At 38.2% G+C, this 20,596-nt stretch carries 23 protein-coding genes and 1 other RNA gene; 12 read left to right on the top strand and 12 right to left on the bottom strand.

Translation table 11 applies throughout. From position 1 onward, the window contains the following. Positions 1-21 precede the first annotated feature (21 nt). Both AC27GZ_RS14840 and AC27GZ_RS14845 read right to left on the bottom strand, forming a co-directional pair. Positions 22-201, bottom strand: a complete 180-nt coding sequence (locus tag AC27GZ_RS14840) for a DUF2986 domain-containing protein (RefSeq protein WP_487096137.1) — start codon at positions 199-201, stop codon at positions 22-24. A 15-nt stretch (positions 202-216) separates the two neighbouring features. After that, positions 217-630 (bottom strand): hypothetical protein, encoded by a 414-nt coding sequence (locus AC27GZ_RS14845; RefSeq protein WP_487096138.1) that lies wholly within the window; start codon positions 628-630, stop codon positions 217-219. A gap of 107 nt (positions 631-737) precedes the next feature. On the opposite strand from AC27GZ_RS14845, the gene dbpA reads away from it, so the two are divergent. The 3 genes from dbpA (at position 738) to AC27GZ_RS14860 (ending at position 4,089) form a co-directional block, all read left to right on the top strand. Next, the gene (dbpA, locus tag AC27GZ_RS14850; protein ID WP_487096139.1) at positions 738-2,156 is read left to right on the top strand and encodes an ATP-dependent RNA helicase DbpA; all 1,419 of its coding nucleotides are present in this window, start codon (positions 738-740) and stop codon (positions 2,154-2,156) included. A 192-nt stretch (positions 2,157-2,348) separates the two neighbouring features. Then, entirely contained in the window at positions 2,349-3,194 is an 846-nt protein-coding gene (locus AC27GZ_RS14855) for a DUF2884 family protein (protein WP_487096140.1), read from the top strand. 97 nt (positions 3,195-3,291) lie between these two features. Next, on the top strand, positions 3,292-4,089 hold the full coding sequence (locus tag AC27GZ_RS14860) for a tRNA-uridine aminocarboxypropyltransferase (protein WP_487096141.1): 798 nt from the start codon (positions 3,292-3,294) through the stop codon (positions 4,087-4,089). Positions 4,090-4,167: 78 nt separating this feature from the next. Here AC27GZ_RS14860 and AC27GZ_RS14865 read toward each other — a convergent pair whose 3' ends face one another. Continuing rightward, positions 4,168-5,670: a CoA-acylating methylmalonate-semialdehyde dehydrogenase gene (locus AC27GZ_RS14865; protein ID WP_487096142.1), complete on the bottom strand. Its 1,503-nt coding sequence runs from the start codon at positions 5,668-5,670 to the stop codon at positions 4,168-4,170. Between the two features lie 29 nt (positions 5,671-5,699). On the opposite strand from AC27GZ_RS14865, the gene AC27GZ_RS14870 reads away from it, so the two are divergent. The 5 genes from AC27GZ_RS14870 (at position 5,700) to AC27GZ_RS14890 (ending at position 8,711) form a co-directional block, all read left to right on the top strand. Continuing rightward, the gene (locus tag AC27GZ_RS14870) at positions 5,700-6,686 is read left to right on the top strand and encodes a LysR family transcriptional regulator (RefSeq protein ID WP_487096143.1); all 987 of its coding nucleotides are present in this window, start codon (positions 5,700-5,702) and stop codon (positions 6,684-6,686) included. Between the two features lie 51 nt (positions 6,687-6,737). Continuing rightward, on the top strand, positions 6,738-7,640 hold the full coding sequence (locus AC27GZ_RS14875) for a DUF3014 domain-containing protein (protein WP_487096144.1): 903 nt from the start codon (positions 6,738-6,740) through the stop codon (positions 7,638-7,640). Then, complete coding sequence (locus AC27GZ_RS14880; RefSeq protein WP_487096145.1) at positions 7,640-8,239, top strand: lysophospholipid acyltransferase family protein; 600 nt, start codon at positions 7,640-7,642, stop codon at positions 8,237-8,239. The genes AC27GZ_RS14875 and AC27GZ_RS14880 overlap by 1 nt, the downstream gene beginning before the upstream one ends. Before the next feature lie 124 nt (positions 8,240-8,363). Further along, positions 8,364-8,460: signal recognition particle sRNA small type (ffs, locus tag AC27GZ_RS14885), an RNA gene on the top strand. A gap of 68 nt (positions 8,461-8,528) precedes the next feature. Further along, positions 8,529-8,711 carry a hypothetical protein gene (locus tag AC27GZ_RS14890; RefSeq protein WP_487096146.1) on the top strand — a complete coding sequence of 61 codons (183 nt, stop codon included), beginning with the start codon at positions 8,529-8,531 and terminating at the stop codon, positions 8,709-8,711. On the opposite strand, the gene AC27GZ_RS14895 is transcribed toward AC27GZ_RS14890, so the two are convergent. From AC27GZ_RS14895 to AC27GZ_RS14910, 4 genes are all read right to left on the bottom strand, one after another. Then, complete coding sequence (locus AC27GZ_RS14895; protein WP_487096147.1) at positions 8,706-8,951, bottom strand: hypothetical protein; 246 nt, start codon at positions 8,949-8,951, stop codon at positions 8,706-8,708. The genes AC27GZ_RS14890 and AC27GZ_RS14895 overlap by 6 nt on opposite strands. 220 nt (positions 8,952-9,171) lie before the next feature. Beyond that, the gene (locus AC27GZ_RS14900; protein WP_487096148.1) at positions 9,172-9,636 is read right to left on the bottom strand and encodes a hypothetical protein; all 465 of its coding nucleotides are present in this window, start codon (positions 9,634-9,636) and stop codon (positions 9,172-9,174) included. A 210-nt stretch (positions 9,637-9,846) separates the two neighbouring features. Further along, positions 9,847-10,002 (bottom strand): hypothetical protein, encoded by a 156-nt coding sequence (locus AC27GZ_RS14905; RefSeq protein WP_487096149.1) that lies wholly within the window; start codon positions 10,000-10,002, stop codon positions 9,847-9,849. Between the two features lie 402 nt (positions 10,003-10,404). Beyond that, entirely contained in the window at positions 10,405-10,650 is a 246-nt protein-coding gene (locus tag AC27GZ_RS14910; protein ID WP_487096150.1) for a hypothetical protein, read from the bottom strand. A 382-nt stretch (positions 10,651-11,032) separates the two neighbouring features. On the opposite strand from AC27GZ_RS14910, the gene AC27GZ_RS14915 reads away from it, so the two are divergent. Continuing rightward, positions 11,033-11,383 (top strand): DUF5329 family protein, encoded by a 351-nt coding sequence (locus AC27GZ_RS14915; RefSeq protein ID WP_487096151.1) that lies wholly within the window; start codon positions 11,033-11,035, stop codon positions 11,381-11,383. A gap of 118 nt (positions 11,384-11,501) precedes the next feature. Then, complete coding sequence (locus AC27GZ_RS14920) at positions 11,502-11,750, top strand: DUF6868 family protein (RefSeq protein WP_487096152.1); 249 nt, start codon at positions 11,502-11,504, stop codon at positions 11,748-11,750. 178 nt (positions 11,751-11,928) lie between these two features. Here the strand turns inward: AC27GZ_RS14920 and AC27GZ_RS14925 are convergent, their stop codons facing one another. The 5 genes from AC27GZ_RS14925 to AC27GZ_RS14945 all read right to left on the bottom strand — a co-directional run bounded on the left by AC27GZ_RS14925 (position 11,929) and on the right by AC27GZ_RS14945 (position 18,220). Further along, on the bottom strand, positions 11,929-13,344 hold the full coding sequence (locus AC27GZ_RS14925; protein ID WP_487096185.1) for a M28 family peptidase: 1,416 nt from the start codon (positions 13,342-13,344) through the stop codon (positions 11,929-11,931). 48 nt (positions 13,345-13,392) lie between these two features. Next, positions 13,393-14,442: an XdhC family protein gene (locus AC27GZ_RS14930; protein WP_487096153.1), complete on the bottom strand. Its 1,050-nt coding sequence runs from the start codon at positions 14,440-14,442 to the stop codon at positions 13,393-13,395. A gap of 9 nt (positions 14,443-14,451) precedes the next feature. Continuing rightward, entirely contained in the window at positions 14,452-16,629 is a 2,178-nt protein-coding gene (locus AC27GZ_RS14935; protein WP_487096154.1) for a xanthine dehydrogenase family protein molybdopterin-binding subunit, read from the bottom strand. A gap of 1 nt (position 16,630) precedes the next feature. After that, a complete protein-coding gene (locus AC27GZ_RS14940) occupies positions 16,631-17,098 on the bottom strand; it encodes a (2Fe-2S)-binding protein (RefSeq protein ID WP_487096155.1) in 468 nt (155 codons plus the stop codon). Positions 17,099-17,221: 123 nt separating this feature from the next. Continuing rightward, complete coding sequence (locus tag AC27GZ_RS14945) at positions 17,222-18,220, bottom strand: LacI family DNA-binding transcriptional regulator (RefSeq protein ID WP_487096156.1); 999 nt, start codon at positions 18,218-18,220, stop codon at positions 17,222-17,224. Positions 18,221-18,378: 158 nt separating this feature from the next. Here AC27GZ_RS14945 and AC27GZ_RS14950 point away from each other — a divergent pair, with 158 nt between their 5' ends. Together AC27GZ_RS14950 and galK are read left to right on the top strand one after the other, a co-directional pair. Continuing rightward, positions 18,379-19,425 (top strand): UDP-glucose--hexose-1-phosphate uridylyltransferase, encoded by a 1,047-nt coding sequence (locus AC27GZ_RS14950; RefSeq protein WP_487096157.1) that lies wholly within the window; start codon positions 18,379-18,381, stop codon positions 19,423-19,425. A 10-nt stretch (positions 19,426-19,435) separates the two neighbouring features. Then, positions 19,436-20,584: a galactokinase gene (gene galK, locus AC27GZ_RS14955; protein ID WP_487096158.1), complete on the top strand. Its 1,149-nt coding sequence runs from the start codon at positions 19,436-19,438 to the stop codon at positions 20,582-20,584. The last annotated feature ends 12 nt before the right edge of the window (positions 20,585-20,596 follow it).

Here is a 20,596-nt window from a genome sequence, read left to right on the forward strand (position 1 = left end):
GGCGATTTCTATCGCCCTTTTTTATTCATCGTATTCTGTTTTTATTGTGAGTTTTGTTTCTGAATTTTCGTTATTTTCTGCGGCTTGTTTTGCTCGTTCAGCTTTAGATACATATCTTGGTTTATTACTTTTATGTAACTTTGCATTGGCTTTTTTTTGTTTCTTTTTAAGTGTTTCGTTTATTTTCTTTTTTCTATTCATAATAGCGCTCTCAAGTTAGCAACATACAGTAAGTATTATTAATGGCAGATAAGGATAAATTACCGTTGGGCGTAAAGCGCTTTTAATATACTCAGCAATTAAACCAGTTAATGAAGGGCGATTGTTAGACCACTGACTATAATATTGAAAGGCAGATACTTCACGGCTTTCATTCTCGATTATCGCTTGTTCAATTACTTCAATATGATGACTTGCTCTGCTTTGAAAGGTTTTCCATATTCCTTCTTGTAGCCATAAAATAGTTAGTAAAGCTAAAGTAAAAAATGTTGAAATACTCAAAGCAATGGCCACTAAAGTTAAGGCTACAGCTAAGAGCTTTATCATTAACGCGAAGTGTTCGTATTTTTCATGGCTGTTATGCAGAACTTGCCATTCTTGGGCTAAGTGAGTGTCTATTTTTGAGGTCATATTACGTTAATATTAGGGATGAAGTGCATTTGCTGTTATTATGCGCGCAATTACTTTCCCATGAAAGTTTTTAATTTAATGGCTTTTCATCTTTAGGGGCAACCACCTTGCAATCATCTACTGATACAAAACACACTAACCTTGATTTTTCATCATTAACTTTACCTCAAGAGCTTTTGAAAAACTTAACTTCACTTGGCTATGAGCAAATGACGCCAATTCAAGCACAAAGTTTACCGCCAATGCTTGCGGGCAATGATGTTATTGCTCAAGGAAAAACAGGCTCAGGTAAAACGGCAGCCTTTGGTTTAGCTATGTTGGAAAAACTGCAAGTTAAACGTTTTCGTATTCAGTCTATGGTGTTATGTCCTACCAGAGAATTGGCTGATCAAGTCGCCAAAGAAATTAGAAAACTCGCCCGTGCCATTCATAACATTAAAGTTTTAACCTTATGTGGTGGCACACCGTTTGGCCCTCAAATTGGTTCATTGGAGCATGGTGCGCATATAATAGTTGGTACACCAGGGCGTATTGAAGAGCATGTTATTAAAGGTACATTAAAGCTTGATGACTTAAATTTATTAGTGCTTGATGAAGCCGATCGTATGCTAGAAATGGGCTTTGAAGCAGCCCTTGATAATATTATTGAGCGTACACCGTTAGATCGTCAAACCTTGCTTTTTAGCGCAACATTTCCAAAACAGATCAAGGTGATCAGCGAAAGTATTATGACAGATCCTGTCTTGGTAAAAGTGAGTACAAGCGAAGATAAAAGTAATATTAATCAACACTTTTATCACGTTGATGACAATGAAGAGCGCTTTGAGGCAACCCGTTTGTTATTGATGGCTAATCCGGCTGAATCAACAGTGATTTTTTGTAATACTAAAAAAGAGACACAAGCTGTATGCCAAGGTCTGCACAATGATGGATTTAGCGTTTTAGCATTACATGGTGATTTAGAGCAGCGTGACAGAGATCAAACCTTGCTAAGGTTTGCCAATAAAAGTGTCGCTATTTTAGTGGCTACAGATGTGGCTGCACGTGGTTTAGACATAGATGCCCTTGATGTCGTGATTAATTATCATATAGCGCACGACAGTGAAGTACACATTCACCGTATAGGCAGAACAGGTCGCGCAGGTAGTTCAGGGAAAGCTTTATCGCTTTTTAGTGATAAAGAAAGCTATAAAGTTGGCTTACTGGAAGATGAACTTGAACAAACTATTCAAGCTGAATTATTACCAGCAAGTGAAATACTTACTAAGCCAAGGCTACAAGCAAAAATGTCAACAATTCAAATTGATGGTGGTAAAAAGCAAAAAGTGCGCCCAGGAGATATTTTAGGTGCCTTAACCGCAAAAGGTAGCGCAGATATAAAGGGAGCTGACGTTGGCAAAATTAATGTGCTTGATAATAAAGCCTATGTTGCAGTTAATAAAAAAATACTTAAATTGGCATTGAAAAAACTCACCAATGGTAAAATGAAGGGTCGAAGTTTTAAAGTACGTCATTTGGCGGTTTAAAAATCCCAGACTTAAAAATAAAACACTACTATTTGGTTAATTTTACCAAAAAGTGACTTTAGTTTATTTTGATTACGGCGAGTGTTTTTTATCTTATTGAAATATATGGTAAATATAATTGGCATCGCTTTTGTAATACTTGTAGTTATTAACATGATTTATTAATGACTATTTCAATACAAGGGAAGCATCATGAACACAAAGCTAAATAAAAACACTTTTAAAAAATCACTTATAATGGCAACGTTAGCTGTTGGTTTATCGTCAGCAAGTGCTTTAGCACATAACTCATGCAATGTTGAGTTAGAAGCAGGAATGACGATAAATGAGACTACTATTGAGTTCTTCAATGAGAAAAATAAAGATACCCTCTATAAAATTTCTAATGATGAGCATTTAATCATTGACGGTGAGTCAATTGACTTAAATGCCGAGCAACAAGTTATAGTAACAAAATACTCTAAGCGTATTAAAGCCATGGTGCCTGAAGTAAGAAGTGTGGCTGTTGAAGGGGTTGACTTAGCTTTAGAAGGAGTGAATTTAGCGTTTAATGAGTTACTCGGTGAAGGCAACAGTGTTGGTGAAAATTTAACTCAAGAGCTATCGAGCATTCGAGATGAAGTGGAAGCTCGCTTCACCCTCGCTAATGGCTTTACCATTGGCGAAGATGGTTTAGAAGGTGAAGAACTCTTGGGTAAAGAGTTTGAGCAACGTATTGAATCAGCGGTAGAAAATGCAGTGATGAGCTCTTTAGGCAGTATCATGGTAGCCGTTGGACAAGAAATGATGTTCTCTGGTGGAGATTCAAACGCATTTGAAACACGCATGGAAAACTTTGGCGAAAGTATTGAAAAGGAAATGGAGTTTAGAAGTAAAGAAATTGAGCAAAAAGCGGAACAACTTTGTTTATCTGCAGTGAGTATCAATCAACTTGAAGAGCAGCTAAAATCAAACATTGAGCCTCTGAGCCATATTGATGTTATTTCAGCAAGCTATGATGAACACCGTGAGCAAGGTAGTGATAAAACGGCTATGTAACGGCCGCTACTGAGAATAAAACTTTAGGTAAAAATGTATCAACAGGCTGGAGAATGCTATCATTCGCTAGCCTTTTTAGTTTCTTGATTTCTATTTCATGCATGCTGTTCATAAACTCCACCAATTTCGCAAAAGTTTAAGTACCACCACTTATAAAGCACGTGGTCAGCGGGTGATACGTTGCCCGTTGTGTCAATTAGCAAAGCAGTTTTGTATCTGTGATATGGCGCCCAAAAAAGGAGATGTAAACACTAAAGCAGGATTTTTACTTTTAATGTACGACACTGAGGTGTTAAAACCCAGTAATACCGGTAAATTGATTGCGGATTTAATTCCTGATACTTTTGCGTTTTTATGGTCTAGAACGACGCCAAATAATGAGTTGCAGGCGGTGCTTGATGATGAACAATGGCAACCTTATGTTGTTTTTCCCAAAGAATATGCACAAGAAGGTCGCCAAGTAGAAACGGGAACGATTTCATGTCAAACAGGCAAGCGTCCTTTATTTATCATGCTCGATGGTAGTTGGCGTGAAGCAAAAAAAATGTTTCGCAAAAGCCCATATTTAGACAAGTTTCCCGTTGTAGCTTTCGATCCTAAGGTTTTTCCTGAGCAAGGTGATGATACAGTCACGTTTGATACTATCAGTGAACAAACACCAATAGGGGATAACTCGCGATATACCGTAAGAAAAACAACCTTAGCACATCAATTTTCAACGGCGGAGGTTGCGGCTAGGGTACTCGCTATGTCAGGTGAGCCAAACAATGCACATTTGTTAGATTTGTGGTTCGATGTTTTTAATTTTCAATATCAAAAAAGTGTATGCCAGCGCAGTAAAGGAAACCCTGATGCGATTGAAAATTATCAAAATTTTATTTGCAGAGTCAAATGAGTGACTTTAAGGAAAGGTAAAGTTTTATAAGCGCGACTAACTGATATCTAAGCTATTTAGCTAGTCGCACCTTATTAATTATTTCATAGTGATGGTTGTATGAATATCGGTACCATCAATATGATCAGGCTCAAACCAACGAGCTGTTACTGATTTAGTATAAGTCCAAAAACTAACAACCTGTTTTCCATTGGGTCCTAAATCTCCTAATTTTGAACCACGAGATCCCGTAAAGCTAAAGAAAGCAACGGGAACAGGAATAGGTACATTGATACCCACCTGACCGACATCAACTTCATTCTCAAATTTACGGGCATGCCAGCCTGATGAAGTGAAAATTGAGGTACCATTACCATTGGGGTTAGCATTTATAATCTCGATGGCATCATCTAAGGTTTCAGCTTCTAATACACATAATGCAGGGCCAAATATTTCTTGGGTGTATATGTCCATATCTGTTGTGACATTGGAGAATAAGGTGGGCCCAACAAAATTACCCTTTGGAAAACCCTCAACCTGACAATTTCTGCCATCAACTAATAATGTTGCTCCTTGTTCAACACCTGAGTCAAGTATGCTTAATATTCTTGCTTTAGCCTGCGGAGATACAACTGGCCCTAAATCAGCATCAAGCTGAGTACCTGGGCCAACTTTCATTTGTTTGGCGCGCTCAACTATTTCTGGCAACCATTGGCGAGTTTCACCGACTAAAATTGTGACGGGGTTTGCCATACAGCGCTGACCCGCAGCGCCAAATGCGGAGCCAAGTAAATCATTAATTGCTCTATCTTTATTGGCATCAGGCATAATAACCATGTGGTTTTTTGCCCCCATCATAGCTTGAGCACGTTTACCATGTTTACTTGCATGGTTGTATACATGGGTACCAACAGGAGTTGAGCCAATAAATGAAACAGCTTTTACAGTATCACTTTCTATCAATTGGTTAACAACGTCAGGGCCGCCATGGACAACATTTAACACTCCAGGTGGAATACCGGCTTTTAGCGCTAATTCAACTAAAAAAATAGTTGAAGAAGGATCTTGCTCTGAAGGCTTTAAAACAAAGGTATTGCCACAAGCTATTGCAGGTGGAAACATAAATGACGGTAGCATGAGCGGAAAGTTAAAAGCGGTAATACCCACACCAACCCCTAAAGGCTTGTTCAAGGTATAAGTATCTACGCCAGTAGCGGCATTATTAGCCATATCACCTAATTGTAAGCGGGTAATTGAGCAAGCATTTTCAATGGCTTCTAAAGCTCTTCCCACTTCACCGGTTGCATCGGGAAGAGTTTTTCCATGCTCTAAAGTCACTAACTCAGCAAGGGCTTGAGTGTGCTCCCTAACTAGTTGTTGGAAATTTAACATGATACGCATACGTTCGGTGAGTGAAACCTTCGACCATGTTTTAAACGCTTCTGAGGCATTAGCAACAGCAGCTTCAACTTCTGCTTTTGTTGCTATAGGTACACGAGCGACAACTTCCTGCGTTGCAGGATTTAAGACATCCAACCAAGTATCTGTGCTTGAACGAACCTTTTCACCATTGATGATCAATGGTACTTCTTTGATAGACATAGCGTGCCTTAACTAATATAGGAAATCTAATGACTATTAAAATAGACCTTAACGTATTGTTGAACAATAAGCATAAGTGCAACTCACTTTGCGTTTTTGCAATAAGTGTTGTGTATTGTTATAGTGGTGAGATGAATTGGGATGATATAAAAGTGTTTTTAGAAGTTGCACGTAGTATCCGTTTATCGACGGCTGCAAAGCGTTTAACTATGGACGCTTCAACACTATCAAGACGACTTCATAAACTTGAAGAAAGCCTGAAAACTAAACTTTTTGATCGTACTGTAGAAGGCCACGTGTTAACGGCTGATGGCAAGCAACTTCTGCAATATGCAAGAAAGATGGAACAGGAAGCATTTCAAGCCTTTAGCCATATCAAAGAGCAGAAAAAGCCAAATACGGGCCGAGTAAGAATAGGGGTTACTGAAGCTTTTGGTAGTTTCTTTATTGCACCTCATTTAGCCCAGCTCAAACAAAGCTACCCAGATATTCATATTGAATTAGTACACTTTGCTCGCGACGTTAAAATAAGCCGCAATGAAGCAGATATAGCTATTGCGGTTGAAAAACCTAAAAACACCTCAACAATCATACATAAGCTTTGCGACTATCAATTACAGCTCTATGGGCATGAATTGTATTTAAAAACCTTGGAACATAACGTTACTTTTGAGCGATTACCTGAATATCAATGGGTAAGTTATGTGGATAATCTTTTATTTACTGAGCAACTTTCTTATGTAAAAGACCTTAGTAAAGATATTTCGCCGAGTTTTCAAAGTACAAGCATTACCAGCCAATATAGTGCAATAAAAAGTGGTTTAGGGATTGGTATTTTACCTTGCTTTTTAGCTGAGCAAGATGCTAGCTTAGTAAGGTTGTGTGACGATGTAAAAATAGTACGTAGCTTCTATTTAATCGCTCACCCTGAATCTAAGCGATTGTCGCAAGTAGATACAGTTTGGCAATATTTGAAACAATTGACACAACAAAAAGCACATATTTTGATGCCATAATGATAATAAGAACAATAAAATTGATTATTATAAAATAAAGCATAGGTGAACATGGACAACTCAAATTCTACAAATCAATATGATCAAACAGAACAAGGTGCTCAAAAGTCAGTGCCTTGGTCTGTGATCGCTTTTATTATTTTCATAGTTGTTGCAATAGGTTTTGCATGGCAGTTTACAGGCACACAAGAAGAGCCCATGCCAGTTAAACAGCCTGAGTCTATAGTTGAACCTGTCATTGAAGAAGAGCCAGAAGTTATTGTTGAGCCTGTGATTGAAGAGCCTGTAGTAGAAGTTGTTGAGGTTGACGTTGAGGCTATAAAAGAGCCATTACCAGCGCTTGATGAAAGCGATGAATGGTTAAAAATAAAATTGCCTGAAATTACTTGGCGCAAAGAACTACTCAATTTAGTGATTGATGAAGATATGATCAGACGCTTTGTTGTTTTTACTGATAATTTTGCTCAAGGAACCGTTGCTTATGAGCATAGTCCTTTTATTCAGCCTAAGGATAAGTTTTCTCCTGATCAATCCACCATCAATATTGAAAACAATCAAGAAACTTGGCAATGGAACGAAGATGCCACCAAACGCTTTAGTTTATATATTGACTTAATACGCTCAATAGAAAGTGAAAGTTTAGTACAGTGGTATTTTGAAATTAAACCTTTGATTGATGAAGCCTATGCAGAGCTTGGCTATGGCGAAGAGAATTTTACTAATACTTTACAAGATGCAATTACACGCGTGTTAGACATGGAACTGCCCGAGAAAAGCTCAATGGCACTTACGAGACCTAGCGTTATGTATCATTTTGAAAACTCTAAATTAGAAGCTTTACCAGAAAGTGATAAGCTGTTGTTAAGATTAGGAAAAGATAATCTGCTAGTATTGAAGTCCCTTTTATTAGAATTACATGAAAAACTAGCACAACAAGAAAATGGTGTTAATTAGTGACAATAAAGAAAACCGATTTACCTGCTATTCATTACTGTACACCCACTGCTAGAGGAAACCTTTCCAGTAAATTAGGATTATTAATACTTAATAGTCTTGGCTGGAAAGTTAAAGGTGAACTCCCCAAAACACCTAAGTTTGTTGCTGCTGTAGCTCCCCACACCTCTAACTGGGATTTTGTCGTGGCAATTTCTGTTATGTTAGCGATGAATCTACGTGTTCGTTTCATGGGAAAGAAAACGATTTTTATCTGGCCTTTTAGATCTATTCTTTATAGCTGGGGCGGCATACCAATAGATCGTAATGCTAAAAATGGTGTTGTCGAACAAATGGTTCAGCAATTTGAAGCTAACGATAAACTCATATTAGGTATTGCACCTGAAGGAACCCGTCGTAAAACTCAAGAATGGAAAAAGGGCTTTTTATATATAGCCTCCCAAGCGAATGTACCTGTTGTACCCGTAAGCTTAGACTTTGCTGAAAAAGAACTTAGGTTTCACCCAGCAAGAGAAATTAGTGGTGATATAGAGCTTGAATTAGCTAACATCAAAAAGTGCTTTGCTAATATTTGCGCAAAAAACCCTCAAGCAGTATAACCGCGCTTGAAAAACATGAACTAGTACTTGCATATAAGTTCCCCTTTAGCGATAATTCGCGCCGTTATTGGTTTTTACAGCACATTTCTTATACGCTTGTATTTCCTCTATATTATGGTGACCCTTTTGGTCCCCTCGCAATGATACTCTGTGAACTCGGCCAGGTCCGGAAGGAAGCAACCGCAGCAGACGACTCATGTGCCGAGGTGTGGCTATTAGGGTTGCCACCCAATCTTAATTTATCAATGACTTACACTCTTTTTAGCTGTTTTGCTACATGGGGTGCTACATGCTCGCTACTAATATTCCTTATTTATATTGCCGAAATGGTATTTATTACTATCGTAATCAATCCGTATGGAAATCCTTAAAAACACGTTGTAAAAAAGAAGCTTTTAGAAAGCTAGCTTTTGTTATGTTTGGTAATTGTTTAGCAACCACTAATGAAAAAGGTGTGAAATTCCAACTATAAAAAGCTAAGTAGTAATAGTAAACCTATAACTACCGAACCAAATAATAGGTATTTTCCAAAGGTAGAATTATCTTGGAGAGTTTCTTGATGCTGCGCTTTTAATTGAGCTAACTGTGACTCATTTAACTCAGAGCAGTGAATGCATTTATTGCTTGTTTCAGGTGTATATAACTCACATCTATCACAGCGCTTTTGCTTAGGCTGCATTGCTCTCCAAGCTAGGCTTGAACCTACTGACATGACAAACTCCTTCTACATAAAATGCCCCGTTCAGGGCTTTTAAATTGTTGGCTATAATAACGAACGTAGTGAGGCGAACCAATGTTTAAACGTCTCTCACTGCGGTGGCTTGTTAGGCAAACTGTACGCCCAACTACGTTGTTCTATTCAATAAATAACAGCTGTTCCTAAGAAACTTTACAGACTGCTTAAGCTTTACCTAGGCAAGATAGTGTGATGTTTAAAATTGATAGCCAACCTGTAACATACCGCCCATAGCCATACCATCATTTTCATTTCCAGCGATAATAGTAAAACCTAAATTAAAGCCTGATTTATCTATACCACGAAAAAAATAATGATATCCTAACCCAGCTCCGTATATAGCTTCATGATCAAAATTAGCGTATTCGCTTCCAACAATACCAACATAAAGGCTTGTGCCATGTTTTGGGGTTTGAAAATCAAAAATATCAGTTTTTACCCAACCAACACCGACCCCACAGGTTTCGCCGTAAATAGAGGAATAACTAACGCAACCAACAGAAACATATTTTAAATCAGTTTTGGATTGTATGCCTGTATTAACACCAATACCGCTATAAAAGCTTCCAGTGCCTATGCCAAAAGTAAAGTTGTCGTTTGCTAATATTTGAGGAGATACAAGGATAGTTAAAGGTAATAATAATTTTGTGATTGTTTTCAAAAGGTATCCTTACTTTATTTAGATTTTTTAAACCAACGCCCTTTTAACAGGCTAAAAATTGTTTGCTAAAATTTTTGAGGAACGAAAAAAGTAAACCGTTTTTTCTCCCTATTTAAAAGTTTTTATGTGCATTTACTGGTTACAAGAACAGTTTTTTTGCTCATTCTCGTCAACCCATTCATAATACTCGCCGAATGAACCACACTCTCTTTAAACTTGTCTACACATTGCGGAACCATAACCAACATCAGAATCTGATATTTTAGTCATTACAGAGCTCAATACTCTGTTAGATAATTCATGCTTGGCTTTCGATGCAGAACAACCAGAGATAAATATTAATAAAAATACACACACTACTTTCATGCAGCCTCCTTTGCCCATTATCGGCTTGTTATATGGGATTACTTATTGCAAGCACAAGCCTTTTTACCATTTTTTTGATACCACTCTTGGTAATTACCATTGGAACAGGTCCGTTTTACATTAGGACAACTTGCGGAATTGTAACTTATATCAGTGTTGGTGGCTTTTTCAAAACTTTTCTCAAATATGACATCAGCGATTTGATGGCTAATAGGTTGAGATGAGCAACCAGACATAAAGACAATAATTAGGACAGACAAATACTTCATGCGTTCTCCATTTGCATACCAAGGCCCCAATAAGAAGGGGATAAAATTGTTTGCTAAAATGTGTAGCGAAGCGAAACCGAGCAAACTGTAAGCAGTCTCGCTTAAATGGCTTGTATGGATTTTTATGATGAAACTAGCTAGATTTTCCCTTAATAAAACCAATTACAAAATCAGGAAGACGATCCAATACTTTGCCTGGGATATAACCAAGAAAGCAGACTGGCGATACTAATAACACAAAGAAAGCACCAAATAGCCTAACATCAAGAGCAAGACTATTGTCTGTAAATAAAGGCGACAGCACCCCTGCTACAAATAGACATGATACTAATAGGCCCAGCACCCTAAAAGTTGTATTCATTTTGATATTTACTTCCATATTAAAGATATCCTCCAGTTTGAATAAAACATAACAGTATATTATTGATATTTCTCAGTTAAGTCCGTTTCCATAAAGTTAATTTATCATTATTTAATACTTCATAATATCAAAGAATTATAAAGGCTAAAATTTAAAGGGCTGATTTTATTTGTAAATCACAGTAGCTATTAAATCTATATTTATCAAGAGTTAAATTGTTTTCGAGAGAGTTAATATTGTTTATTAGTATTTACTGAGACTTCTCTGTAATTACCGTACAATGTTTGAACCTAGTAAGCATTTCAAGACACAAATTAATACGCATGATACGTTTATAATATTACTCAGTATATTAATCTTGATAGAAAACCATAACCACTCGCAATGCGGAGATTTTTCTTTGAATTTACGTCAAATTATAACAAGCTCACTCTTTGTTTTATCTTTATCTTCATTTGCTGCAACACAAGATGAAATTAATCATTTACTAAATTATGTTGAAAATACTGAGTGTCAATATGAGCGTAATGGCTCTATGCACACTGGCGTTGAAGCAGTAAAGCATATTAAGAAAAAGTATGATTATTATTCAGATGATATCGAAACCACCGAAGATTTTATTAAATACTCGGCAACGAAAAGTAAAATATCTGGAAAGTATTACCAAATGCATTGTGCTGGTAAAAAAACTATGAAAACCCAAGATTGGTTGCTAGCAGAATTATCTAACTATCGCCAAACAGAAAAATAATGCTAAAGCCTGTTAAAAAACTAAATGTCAATTTTGTCACTTTGCGATAGTCTAGAAATTCGATATTTTGATAGAAAATAAGTAATTGATAGAAAAATAAGTAATTGATAGGAGAGTCATGATGGTTAATATTGAAACGATTACAACTTTTTTGGGTTGGTGTTCCGTGATAAATATTGGTTTTCTACTCTATGCTTTTATTTTTATTACTGTGTTTAAAGGCTTTGTAATAAAAGTGCATAGCAAGTTGATGAGTGTTGAAGCAGATGAGTTACCTAAGTTATATTTTCAATATATAGCGCTGTATAAAATTGCGATTATTGTGTTTAATATTGTCCCATATTTCTCCTTAAAGTTAATGGTTTAGTTGGTTTATTAATTGACAACGGTGGCTAAGCACTATGCTTGTTCACTTAATTGGTTGCTTTATATTGCTAACATTTGAATAAATTTCAATGTGCATTGATAACGTTTTATTTTTAAGGTAGTGGTTTTTAAGCTAAGTGCCACCACCTTAATTTCTTAAAAGTTTTTAATCACTGAACTTATTTATAATCACCAAAAGAGCCAGCAGGCCCCGGAAATACAACCGGAGATTCAAAGCCATCTTTTGAAACACTACTGACTCCGAAAAAGTAGTTATCTATGACAATATTTTTTAGTGTAAAGGTTGAAACATTACCCACATATTGACTACGAGTCCATGTTGGCTCAGTCGTCAAACGCCAGTGAATTCGGTATCCTGCAAGGTTGTCAGCCATTTTTCCTGTTGGTTTCTTCCACGTCAGCGTCGTTGAGGGTTTTACTGCGCCACTGATATTAACTGACGCTGGAGGCGGTGGAGCCCATGCTAAAGAGGCGAGTGTTACGGCGTTTAAGGAAGTCAATTTTGCATTAAATTGAAAATCAACACCTGACAATACATCACCATACTCACGGCCATTTTCTGTCCGTAAATCTTGATGTTGTCTGTCATAATGCTCATTGGTTTCCATGATGCGTACAGCAGGGTAGCCCACTTTGTTAAAAGGGCGGTGATGGCCACCTCGAGCAAATCTATCTAGACGGTAAATCATCATAATGTCTAAATTAGGAATGTAATCATCGGCAATTTTATCGATATAACGGGCAAGGTTTCTTGAAGGGGAGTCAACCTCTCCACCAGTAAAGCGTCTAAGGCGGGCTTCTTCAGGTGTTTCTACATAGCGAACACCTTCTGAAAACACACGTGCGGTAGTGTTATTTATCACGCCATTGATACCTGAAATATTGCCAATCATGTCATTGTTTATCACCGCTTCAACACGCCATTTTTCTTTGATGGCATTTTCCGCCATAATTTTTCCGCCGAATAAACCTTGCTCTTCGCCCGATAAGGCTGCATAAACGAGGGTACTGTCAAATTGGTGTTTCGATAATACACGAGCAGCTTCGATGACACCGGCAACACCTGAAGCATTATCATTAGCGCCAGGTGAAATACTGGTGAAATCTAGAGGGTCGGTAACTCGCGAGTCGATATCGCCACTCATAACCACGTATCTATTGGGGTCTTTTACGCCCCGTTGAATAGCAATGACATTAACCACTTCTGTCGGATTTGGAATGCGCTTCTCGCCAGAGAATGTTTGCGTTTGATATATAACTTCTAAACAACCACCACATTGGTTTGATATTTTATCAAACTCAGCTTTAATCCATCGTCTTGCTGCGCCGATGCCTTGGGTTGCTGATTTTGTTTCTGATAGTGTATGTCGAGTGCCAAAGCTTACTAATTTACTGACATCTTGTTTGATTCTCTTTGCATCAACACTTGCTTGAATGGCTCTTAAAATAGGTTGCTCATTAGGAGGAACAATTGAAGGTTGTGCTTGGCTCGGAGAACTTAGCAAGGAAAAAAGTAATAATAAAAGTGCAATGTTTACTGGCGAAGAAAGAAATTGTTTTTTGTTTATTGGCATATTCATCTTGCTCTTTAGTTGTTTATATTAAGGAGTTATATTTCTGATTTATAAAATGTTACTCATTGAGCTAGCGCATTTTTCATATAGAACTGCATGACACTCACTCAATATAGAAAGGGCAATACTTTCAGGTAATGTGCCGCCAATATCTAAGCCTGATGGGCCTGCGAATTTAAAAGGTAAGTGGTTTGTTTGAATATTCGCTTCTTTAATGACTTGCTCACGTCTATGTACTGGCCCCAATAAAGCTAAATATTGTAGTTTACTTGTTGCTAAGGAAGAAAGCGCTTGAGCATCGATTAATACATTATGACTCATGAGTATTGCAGCATTGACGCCTTTTTCTCTGATAAAGGCGCTTAATACGTCAGGCTTACCTTTAACGATATGATTAACATTCGAAAAATATTCTTTTCGAGCGTTGGCAGGGCGCGGATCCCATAATGACACTTGCCAGCCCAGCTGTTTAGCCATGTTAACTAATGGATAAGCATCAAGACCACCACCCACTACAAGAATGTGTGGTTCTGGTACTATCGGAATTGCTAGCCATTGTTGTACTTCAGTTAATGCGCTATTTTTAGGTGGCTGAACAAGAGAGGCTACTTGAGCAATATCGTTAATGGTTTCTTTTTCAAAGAATGCTTGTTTGTCAGTTAGATCACTTTCAGTTTTATCTTTCAATATAGCTTGGTAATAGTAACCTGATATTCGCTGCTTAAGGGCTTCATGTACTTGAGTTAATGCGAGATAATTATTTTCGCTATTCACTTGTTGCAGCGTAATGTAAACAGTGCCACCACAACCTATTCCTAAATGAAAAGAGAGATCATCCTCATCAGATGCATCGTAGCACAGTAATAATACCTGCCCAGTCTGCATCACTTTACGGGCATTAGTCGCAATGTCAGATTCTAAGCACCCACCGCTTAACATACCAAGTTGATCCCCTTGGCTGCTAAATAACATCATTGCCCCTGACTTTCTATAACAGGGGCCCTGAGTGTCGTAGATTGTAGCTAAAACCCAATCAAACTTATCTTTGTTTGGGTACCACTTAGTTAATAAGTGCGATAAATGATTACTTATAGTCATTAAAATTCGTTATATCGCCAGCGGTTTAAACGGTAAGTCTCTATAGCGTTTACCTGAAGCGGCAAAAACAGCATTACTTAATGCGGGTGCAAAAGGGGCTACACCTGGTTCACCTAGCCCTGTAGGGCTTTCATTTGACTCAATGATATGTACTCTTACATTTGGCATATCACTAATACGCATGACAGGGTAGTCATGAAAGTTAGAGTTCACCACAGCGCCGTCTTTAAAGGTAATTTCAGTGCTTAACGCCAATGACATTCCCATCACCACGGCACCTTCCATTTGTGCTGTAGCACCATCTACATTAAGTACTTGTCCACAATCTATAACGCTATCAACATTTAATACCTTAATATCATCTCCGTTAACTTCAACATGTACCGCCATAGCGACAAAGCTTTGAAAGCTGTAATGTACTGCTAAACCAATACCTTGGTTTTTAGGTAAGTTGTCACGTTGATGCCAAGCAGACTTTTCAGCGGCTAAGGCTAAAACGGCTTTTGCGCGTTTGATTTGTGCTTGCTGCTCTTTGTTATGGTTATTATCGTAAAGTTGATTTACAAAAGATAAATGGTCTTTTCCGGCTTTATAGGCAAGTTCATCAGCAAAAGTACTAAAAGCGAAACCATAAAATATGGCGTATACCGCGCGATACCAACCTATACGGGTATGTGCTATTGCATCACCCGATTCAACGCGACAGTTGTCAACACCAAATAAATGGTTGGTTACATCATTAAGGTTATTTTTAGACGCTCGAACCAGTGAAGGGTTAAATAAAGATGATATGGACGGAAATGCCGCTCTGTGTAGCCAGCCAGTTACATTACCTTGTTCGTCCATTGATGCTTCAATATGCTGAGCATTAATAGAGTGGTAGTAGCCTGTACGCATATCTTCTTCTCGTGACCAAATAAGCTGGATAGGTACGCCAGTTTTTTGGGAGATAACGGCTGTTTCATGAACATAATCACATTTGAATTTACGGCCAAATGCACCACCAGCCATGGCAACATGGACAACAATCTCTTTTGGGTCGCGTTTTAAATATTGTCCTAAAACCTTCTGGATATCAGCAGGGCTTTGTGTTGAAGCCCATACTTCACAGGAGTCTTTTTGTACCCATACTACGCTAGCATTTGGCTCCATAGGTGCATGGCAAAGATGTCCGCCGGTATAGGTAGCACTAATTTTGTGTTTGGCGTTGCTAAAGGCTAGGTTAATATCGCCTCGCTCAGCGGCTAATGTTGCTGGTTTTTCAACATTCGCGACCAGTTGTTGTTTATAGGATTTAGTGTTGTAGCTAGCATTTTTCCCCAATTCCCATTCAACTTTTAATTTTTTAACGGCTTGTTGAGCTGTCCATGAATTGTTGGCAACAACAGCAACCCCACCTATTGAACCGAATGGGACATCAAAGCGCGGAATTTCTATCACGTCACTAACGCCTTTCATGTTCATAGCATCAGTTTTATCAAGACTTTTTAGTTTTCCGCCAAGTACCGGACAATGCACGATTGCGGCATATTTTAAATTAGGTAGTTTGGTATCAACACCGTAAATTCGTTTACCCACAACAACTTCACCTTGATCATGTCTCGGTAGTTTTGTGCCAATATAGTTGAAGTCGCTTTTACTTTTTAAGCTAACCTGCTCTGGAAGCGGTATGTTTTTAGCGATAGATACTAGGTCACCATAGCCGAGTTTTTGTTGATTAAGTTTATTAATCACAAAATGAGATTGTGCAACGCAGTTGTCAGGAGAGGTTTGCCAAACTTTTGCAGCAGCGGCAATTAATACCGCTTTCGCTTTTGCGCCAGCTTGTCGCATGGGCTCATACATAACACGAATACTTGCTGAGCCACCAGTATTTTGAGGGCCGTATTTTTCATCAGCATCGCCTTGCTTAACAGTAACTCGTTGCCAATCAGCTTCCATTTCATCGGCAACAGCTGCAGGTAAGGCTGTACTGATACCTTGTCCCATTTCACATCTACCGCAATAAATAGTTGTATCGCCATTTTCAGCTAAGTGGATAAACGCGTTAAGCTCAGTTTCAGTGCTTTCAATGATGCCTTTTTCAACAAGAGCGTTGGCAGGTAGAGCAACGGAAATCATTAATCCACCAGTGGCAACGCTTGCACCTTTTAAGAAGTTGCGACGACTTATCGTTGAGGTACTCATGTTAAGCCTCCTTACTTAATAGGTCAGCAGCTTCAGAAATGGCTTTTTTAATTCGTTGGTAGGTACCGCAGCGGCAGATGTTACCTTGCATGGCGGTATCTATTTCTTCGTCAGTAGGCGCTGCATTAACGGCTAATAAACTAGCCGCATTCATTATTTGCCCTGCTTGGCAATAGCCACACTGGGGAACGTTATTATTTAGCCATGCTTGTTGCAATGGATGGTCGCCATGTTCAGATAAGCCTTCTATGGTGGTGATTTTTTGATCGGCTACACTACTGACTGGTGTAACGCATGAACGTATCGCTTGCCCGTTAACATGTACAGTGCATGCGCCACACAAGCCACTGCCACAACCAAATTTGGTGCCAGTAAAGGCTAATCTATCACGAAGAAACCAGAGTAATGGCATATCACCATCTACATCTATTTTATGTGTTTTACCATTAATGATTATTGACTTATCCATATGCACCACCTAATTTTTTATTGTTTCAAGGTTAGTTGATTCTTTATTTTTATACAAAAGCGATGGGGTAAAGCCCCCAATTATTACGTTAAAATGAATTTATTTTTATTGAGAAAAAGTTAGTCAGCACTCAATCGTTGATTCGCGTCTAATAAGTTTAGGTAAATAGCGATTTTCTTTGGGCGCTGATGGCTCACTTGATAATAAACTTAATGACAACATAGCCGCATCTTCAGCCATTTTTACGATGGGATAACTTAATGTAGTTAACTTAGGGCGTGAGTATTGAGAAAGTAAAACATCATCAAAACCTATTATCGAAACATCTCTTGGCACGCGATATCCGTTATCCTCTAATGTCGAAATTGCGCCTATTGCCATCGCATCATTATAAACAAAAATAGAGGTAAATCGTTTACCTGATGAGATGAGTTTTTGTGCTGCTTCTTCGCCACCTTGTTGGTTAGGCTCACCATAAACAATCAGATCTTTTTCGATAAATAATTGCTGAGAAGATAGTTCATCAATAAAGCCTTGTAAGCGTAATTTAGGATCTTCAATTGTGTATTGGCTACTGATACAAGCAATAGCTTGATGCTTTAGCGCTAACAGGTGGCGAGCGGCAATTTTTCCACCTTCTTCATTATCTAACCAGATACATCGGTGGGCATACTTTTTGATGTGACGATTGATTAATATTAGCCCCGGGATGGCGTCACATAATGCGGTTAATTCGTCATCAGGTATTTTTTTACTGTGTATTATTATTGACCGACATTGTCTTTCTTTTAAAACTTGAATCGCTTGCTTTTCAGCTTCAGCATCTACAGCGCTAGTACTGATAAGGATTTGCATTCTTTTTTGTTTTGCTATGTTGTTTACACCATGAGCGAGTGAAGCAAAAAAGGGATCTGAGACATCTGGGATAATTACACCTATAGTTGTACTAGTATTTGTTACTAACGCTCTCGCATTCTCATTGGGTGTATAGCCCATATCATCCATGATTTTTTGAACTTTTTGTCGGGTTTTTATACCCACTTTTGGTCCATTATTAATCACTCTTGATACGGTTGCTACCGAGACATTGGCAACTTTAGCGATGTCTTTAATTGTCGTCATAAAGAAATAGTCAGCGTAAATTGTTTTGTGATTGTGCATTAAAAGATAGCGGTATATCAAGCATTATATTGTCAATTAAATTTAACTTGCAATAATTAGGGTAAACGTTTACCCTTTTATTGATTTTTTACTCATTAACTAAAGTGAGCTGAACTAGTATGATTGAATTTGATCCAACTGAGCACCCACATCGTCGTTATAATCCATTAATACAAGAGTGGGTTTTAGTTTCTCCCCATCGCGCCAAAAGACCATGGCAAGGGCAAGAAGAGTCAGCCGATACCACTAAAAAGGCAGATTATGACGAAAGTTGTTATTTATGTAAGGGAAATACCCGTATTAATGGTGAAGTTAACCCTGACTATACGGGCACTTTTGTTTTTACTAATGACTTTGCAGCTTTAAATGAGCAAACGCCAGACTTTGAGCAAAACGACCCTCTATTTAAATTAAAAGCTGAGCAAGGCGAAAGCCGTGTTATTTGTTTTTCACCTGATCATGGTCGTTCTATTCCTGAGTTGTCTTTAATTGAAGTCACTGAGGTGGTTGATACATGGCAACAACAAAGCCAAGAGTTAGGCGAAAAGTATCATTGGGTGCAAGTATTTGAAAACAAAGGGGCGGTCATGGGCTGCTCAAATCCGCATCCACACGGACAAATTTGGGCTCAAAATCATTTACCTACTTTAGTTGAAAAGAAACAACGCAGTTTTACTCAGTACCAACAAGCGCATCAATCTAGTTTGTTATTGGATTATGTAAAGCGTGAAGAGAAAGAGCAAACGCGAGTAGTGGTTGAAAATGATGACTGGCTTGTCTGTGTGCCATTTTGGGCGGCTTGGCCGTTTGAAACGCTTTTATTACCTAAGTTTGCTGTTTCTCGTATGACTGAGCTAACAACTGAGCAAAAGATTTCACTCGCTGATATTTTGAAAAAGATCACAGCAAAATATGACAACTTATTTCAATGCTCATTTCCTTATTCTATGGGTTGGCATGGCGCACCTTATGATGGTGAAGAGCATAACGAGTGGCAATTACATGCTCATTTCTTCCCGCCGCTATTAAGATCAGCAACAGTGAAAAAGTTTATGGTGGGGTATGAAATGATGGCTGAAGCTCAGCGAGATTTAACGGCTGAACAAGCTGCTGAGCGATTAGCAGCATTGTCAGAAATTCATTATTCAAAGCAACTAGCCAAGTAGAGGTAGGGTGATGGAATTAATTAATAAAGTAAATACAGGCTTTGAACAAGCCTACTCTCAGACTGCAGATTTTGTTGTAAAAGCGCCAGGGCGCGTTAATTTAATTGGAGAACATACCGATTATAATGACGGTTTTGTGCTTCCTTGTGCTATTGATTACGCAACTTTAGTGGCTGTGTCTGCTAGAAATGATGATTTAGTCAATGTAATTGCATTAGATTACAACAATGAACAAGACCAATTTTCATTAAACGAACCGTTGAGCTTTATTGAAGATAAAATGTGGGCAAATTATGTGCGTGGCGTTGTATCTGAACTACAAAAGCGTAACCACGCCTTAAAAGGCTGTAATTTAGCCATAACAGGTAATGTACCTCAAGGAGCTGGATTAAGCTCATCTGCGGCTTTAGAAGTTGGTATAGCTTATGCGTTTGATCAACGTTGCGACTTAAGCATTAGTAAGCAAGAAATCGCACTAATTAGCCAAGCGGCAGAGAATAACTTTGTTGGTTGTGCTTGCGGAATTATGGACCAATTAATATCAGCATGTGGCGAAGATAAAAAAGCACTAGGTATAGACTGTCGTAGCTTGTCTTTGACGAATGTTTCTATCCCTGATGGCATGACCATATTAATGATTAATTCGAATGTTAAGCGAGGCTTAGTTGATAGCGAATATAACTTACGTCGCGAACAATGTGAGCAAGCGGCTGACTTCTTTGATGTGAGTCATCTTCGTGATGTTTCTGTTGAGTTATTTGAAAGTAAAAAGCAGCAGTTAGATCCCCTTGTCGCAAAGCGTGCAGAACATATCGTTTATGAAAACCAACGTACATTAGATGCTATGCAAGCCTTTAATCAAGGCGATGTTTCCGCTATTAGTCAACTGATGGCAGGTAGTCATGAGTCGATGAAATCTCTTTTTGAAATAACCACCTCTCAGATTGATTTTCTGGTTAATATTATTGCTAAAGTACTTGGCAATAAAGGTGGTGTACGTATGACTGGAGGTGGTTTTGGTGGCTGTATTGTCGCTTTAGTACCTGATAATTTAGTCGCTGATGTGATAGCTACTGTTGAACAAGCATATGAAGTTGAAACTGGCCTGAAAGAGTCAATTTATATCAGTCAACCCGTTAAAGGTGTTTCAGTGTTATAGTGGTTTACAAGA

Source organism: Colwellia sp. SU-HH00943 (assembly GCF_057546125.1).

What these genes read in the sequence shown, in the direction of transcription:
- AC27GZ_RS14840 (WP_487096137.1), bottom strand. Translation starts at nt 201, where the DNA reads ATGAATAGAAAAAAGAAAATAAACGAAACACTTAAAAAGAAACAAAAA.
- AC27GZ_RS14845 (WP_487096138.1), bottom strand. Translation starts at nt 630, where the DNA reads ATGACCTCAAAAATAGACACTCACTTAGCCCAAGAATGGCAAGTTCTG.
- AC27GZ_RS14855 (WP_487096140.1), top strand. Translation starts at nt 2,349, where the DNA reads ATGAACACAAAGCTAAATAAAAACACTTTTAAAAAATCACTTATAATG.
- AC27GZ_RS14860 (WP_487096141.1), top strand. Translation starts at nt 3,292, where the DNA reads ATGCATGCTGTTCATAAACTCCACCAATTTCGCAAAAGTTTAAGTACC.
- AC27GZ_RS14865 (WP_487096142.1), bottom strand. Translation starts at nt 5,670, where the DNA reads ATGTCTATCAAAGAAGTACCATTGATCATCAATGGTGAAAAGGTTCGT.
- AC27GZ_RS14870 (WP_487096143.1), top strand. Translation starts at nt 5,700, where the DNA reads ATGACTATTAAAATAGACCTTAACGTATTGTTGAACAATAAGCATAAG.
- AC27GZ_RS14875 (WP_487096144.1), top strand. Translation starts at nt 6,738, where the DNA reads ATGGACAACTCAAATTCTACAAATCAATATGATCAAACAGAACAAGGT.
- AC27GZ_RS14890 (WP_487096146.1), top strand. Translation starts at nt 8,529, where the DNA reads ATGCTCGCTACTAATATTCCTTATTTATATTGCCGAAATGGTATTTAT.
- AC27GZ_RS14895 (WP_487096147.1), bottom strand. Translation starts at nt 8,951, where the DNA reads ATGTCAGTAGGTTCAAGCCTAGCTTGGAGAGCAATGCAGCCTAAGCAA.
- AC27GZ_RS14905 (WP_487096149.1), bottom strand. Translation starts at nt 10,002, where the DNA reads ATGAAAGTAGTGTGTGTATTTTTATTAATATTTATCTCTGGTTGTTCT.
- AC27GZ_RS14910 (WP_487096150.1), bottom strand. Translation starts at nt 10,650, where the DNA reads ATGGAAGTAAATATCAAAATGAATACAACTTTTAGGGTGCTGGGCCTA.
- AC27GZ_RS14920 (WP_487096152.1), top strand. Translation starts at nt 11,502, where the DNA reads ATGATGGTTAATATTGAAACGATTACAACTTTTTTGGGTTGGTGTTCC.
- AC27GZ_RS14925 (WP_487096185.1), bottom strand. Translation starts at nt 13,344, where the DNA reads ATGCCAATAAACAAAAAACAATTTCTTTCTTCGCCAGTAAACATTGCA.
- AC27GZ_RS14930 (WP_487096153.1), bottom strand. Translation starts at nt 14,442, where the DNA reads ATGACTATAAGTAATCATTTATCGCACTTATTAACTAAGTGGTACCCA.
- AC27GZ_RS14935 (WP_487096154.1), bottom strand. Translation starts at nt 16,629, where the DNA reads ATGAGTACCTCAACGATAAGTCGTCGCAACTTCTTAAAAGGTGCAAGC.
- AC27GZ_RS14940 (WP_487096155.1), bottom strand. Translation starts at nt 17,098, where the DNA reads ATGGATAAGTCAATAATCATTAATGGTAAAACACATAAAATAGATGTA.
- AC27GZ_RS14945 (WP_487096156.1), bottom strand. Translation starts at nt 18,220, where the DNA reads ATGACGACAATTAAAGACATCGCTAAAGTTGCCAATGTCTCGGTAGCA.
- AC27GZ_RS14950 (WP_487096157.1), top strand. Translation starts at nt 18,379, where the DNA reads ATGATTGAATTTGATCCAACTGAGCACCCACATCGTCGTTATAATCCA.
- galK (WP_487096158.1), top strand. Translation starts at nt 19,436, where the DNA reads ATGGAATTAATTAATAAAGTAAATACAGGCTTTGAACAAGCCTACTCT.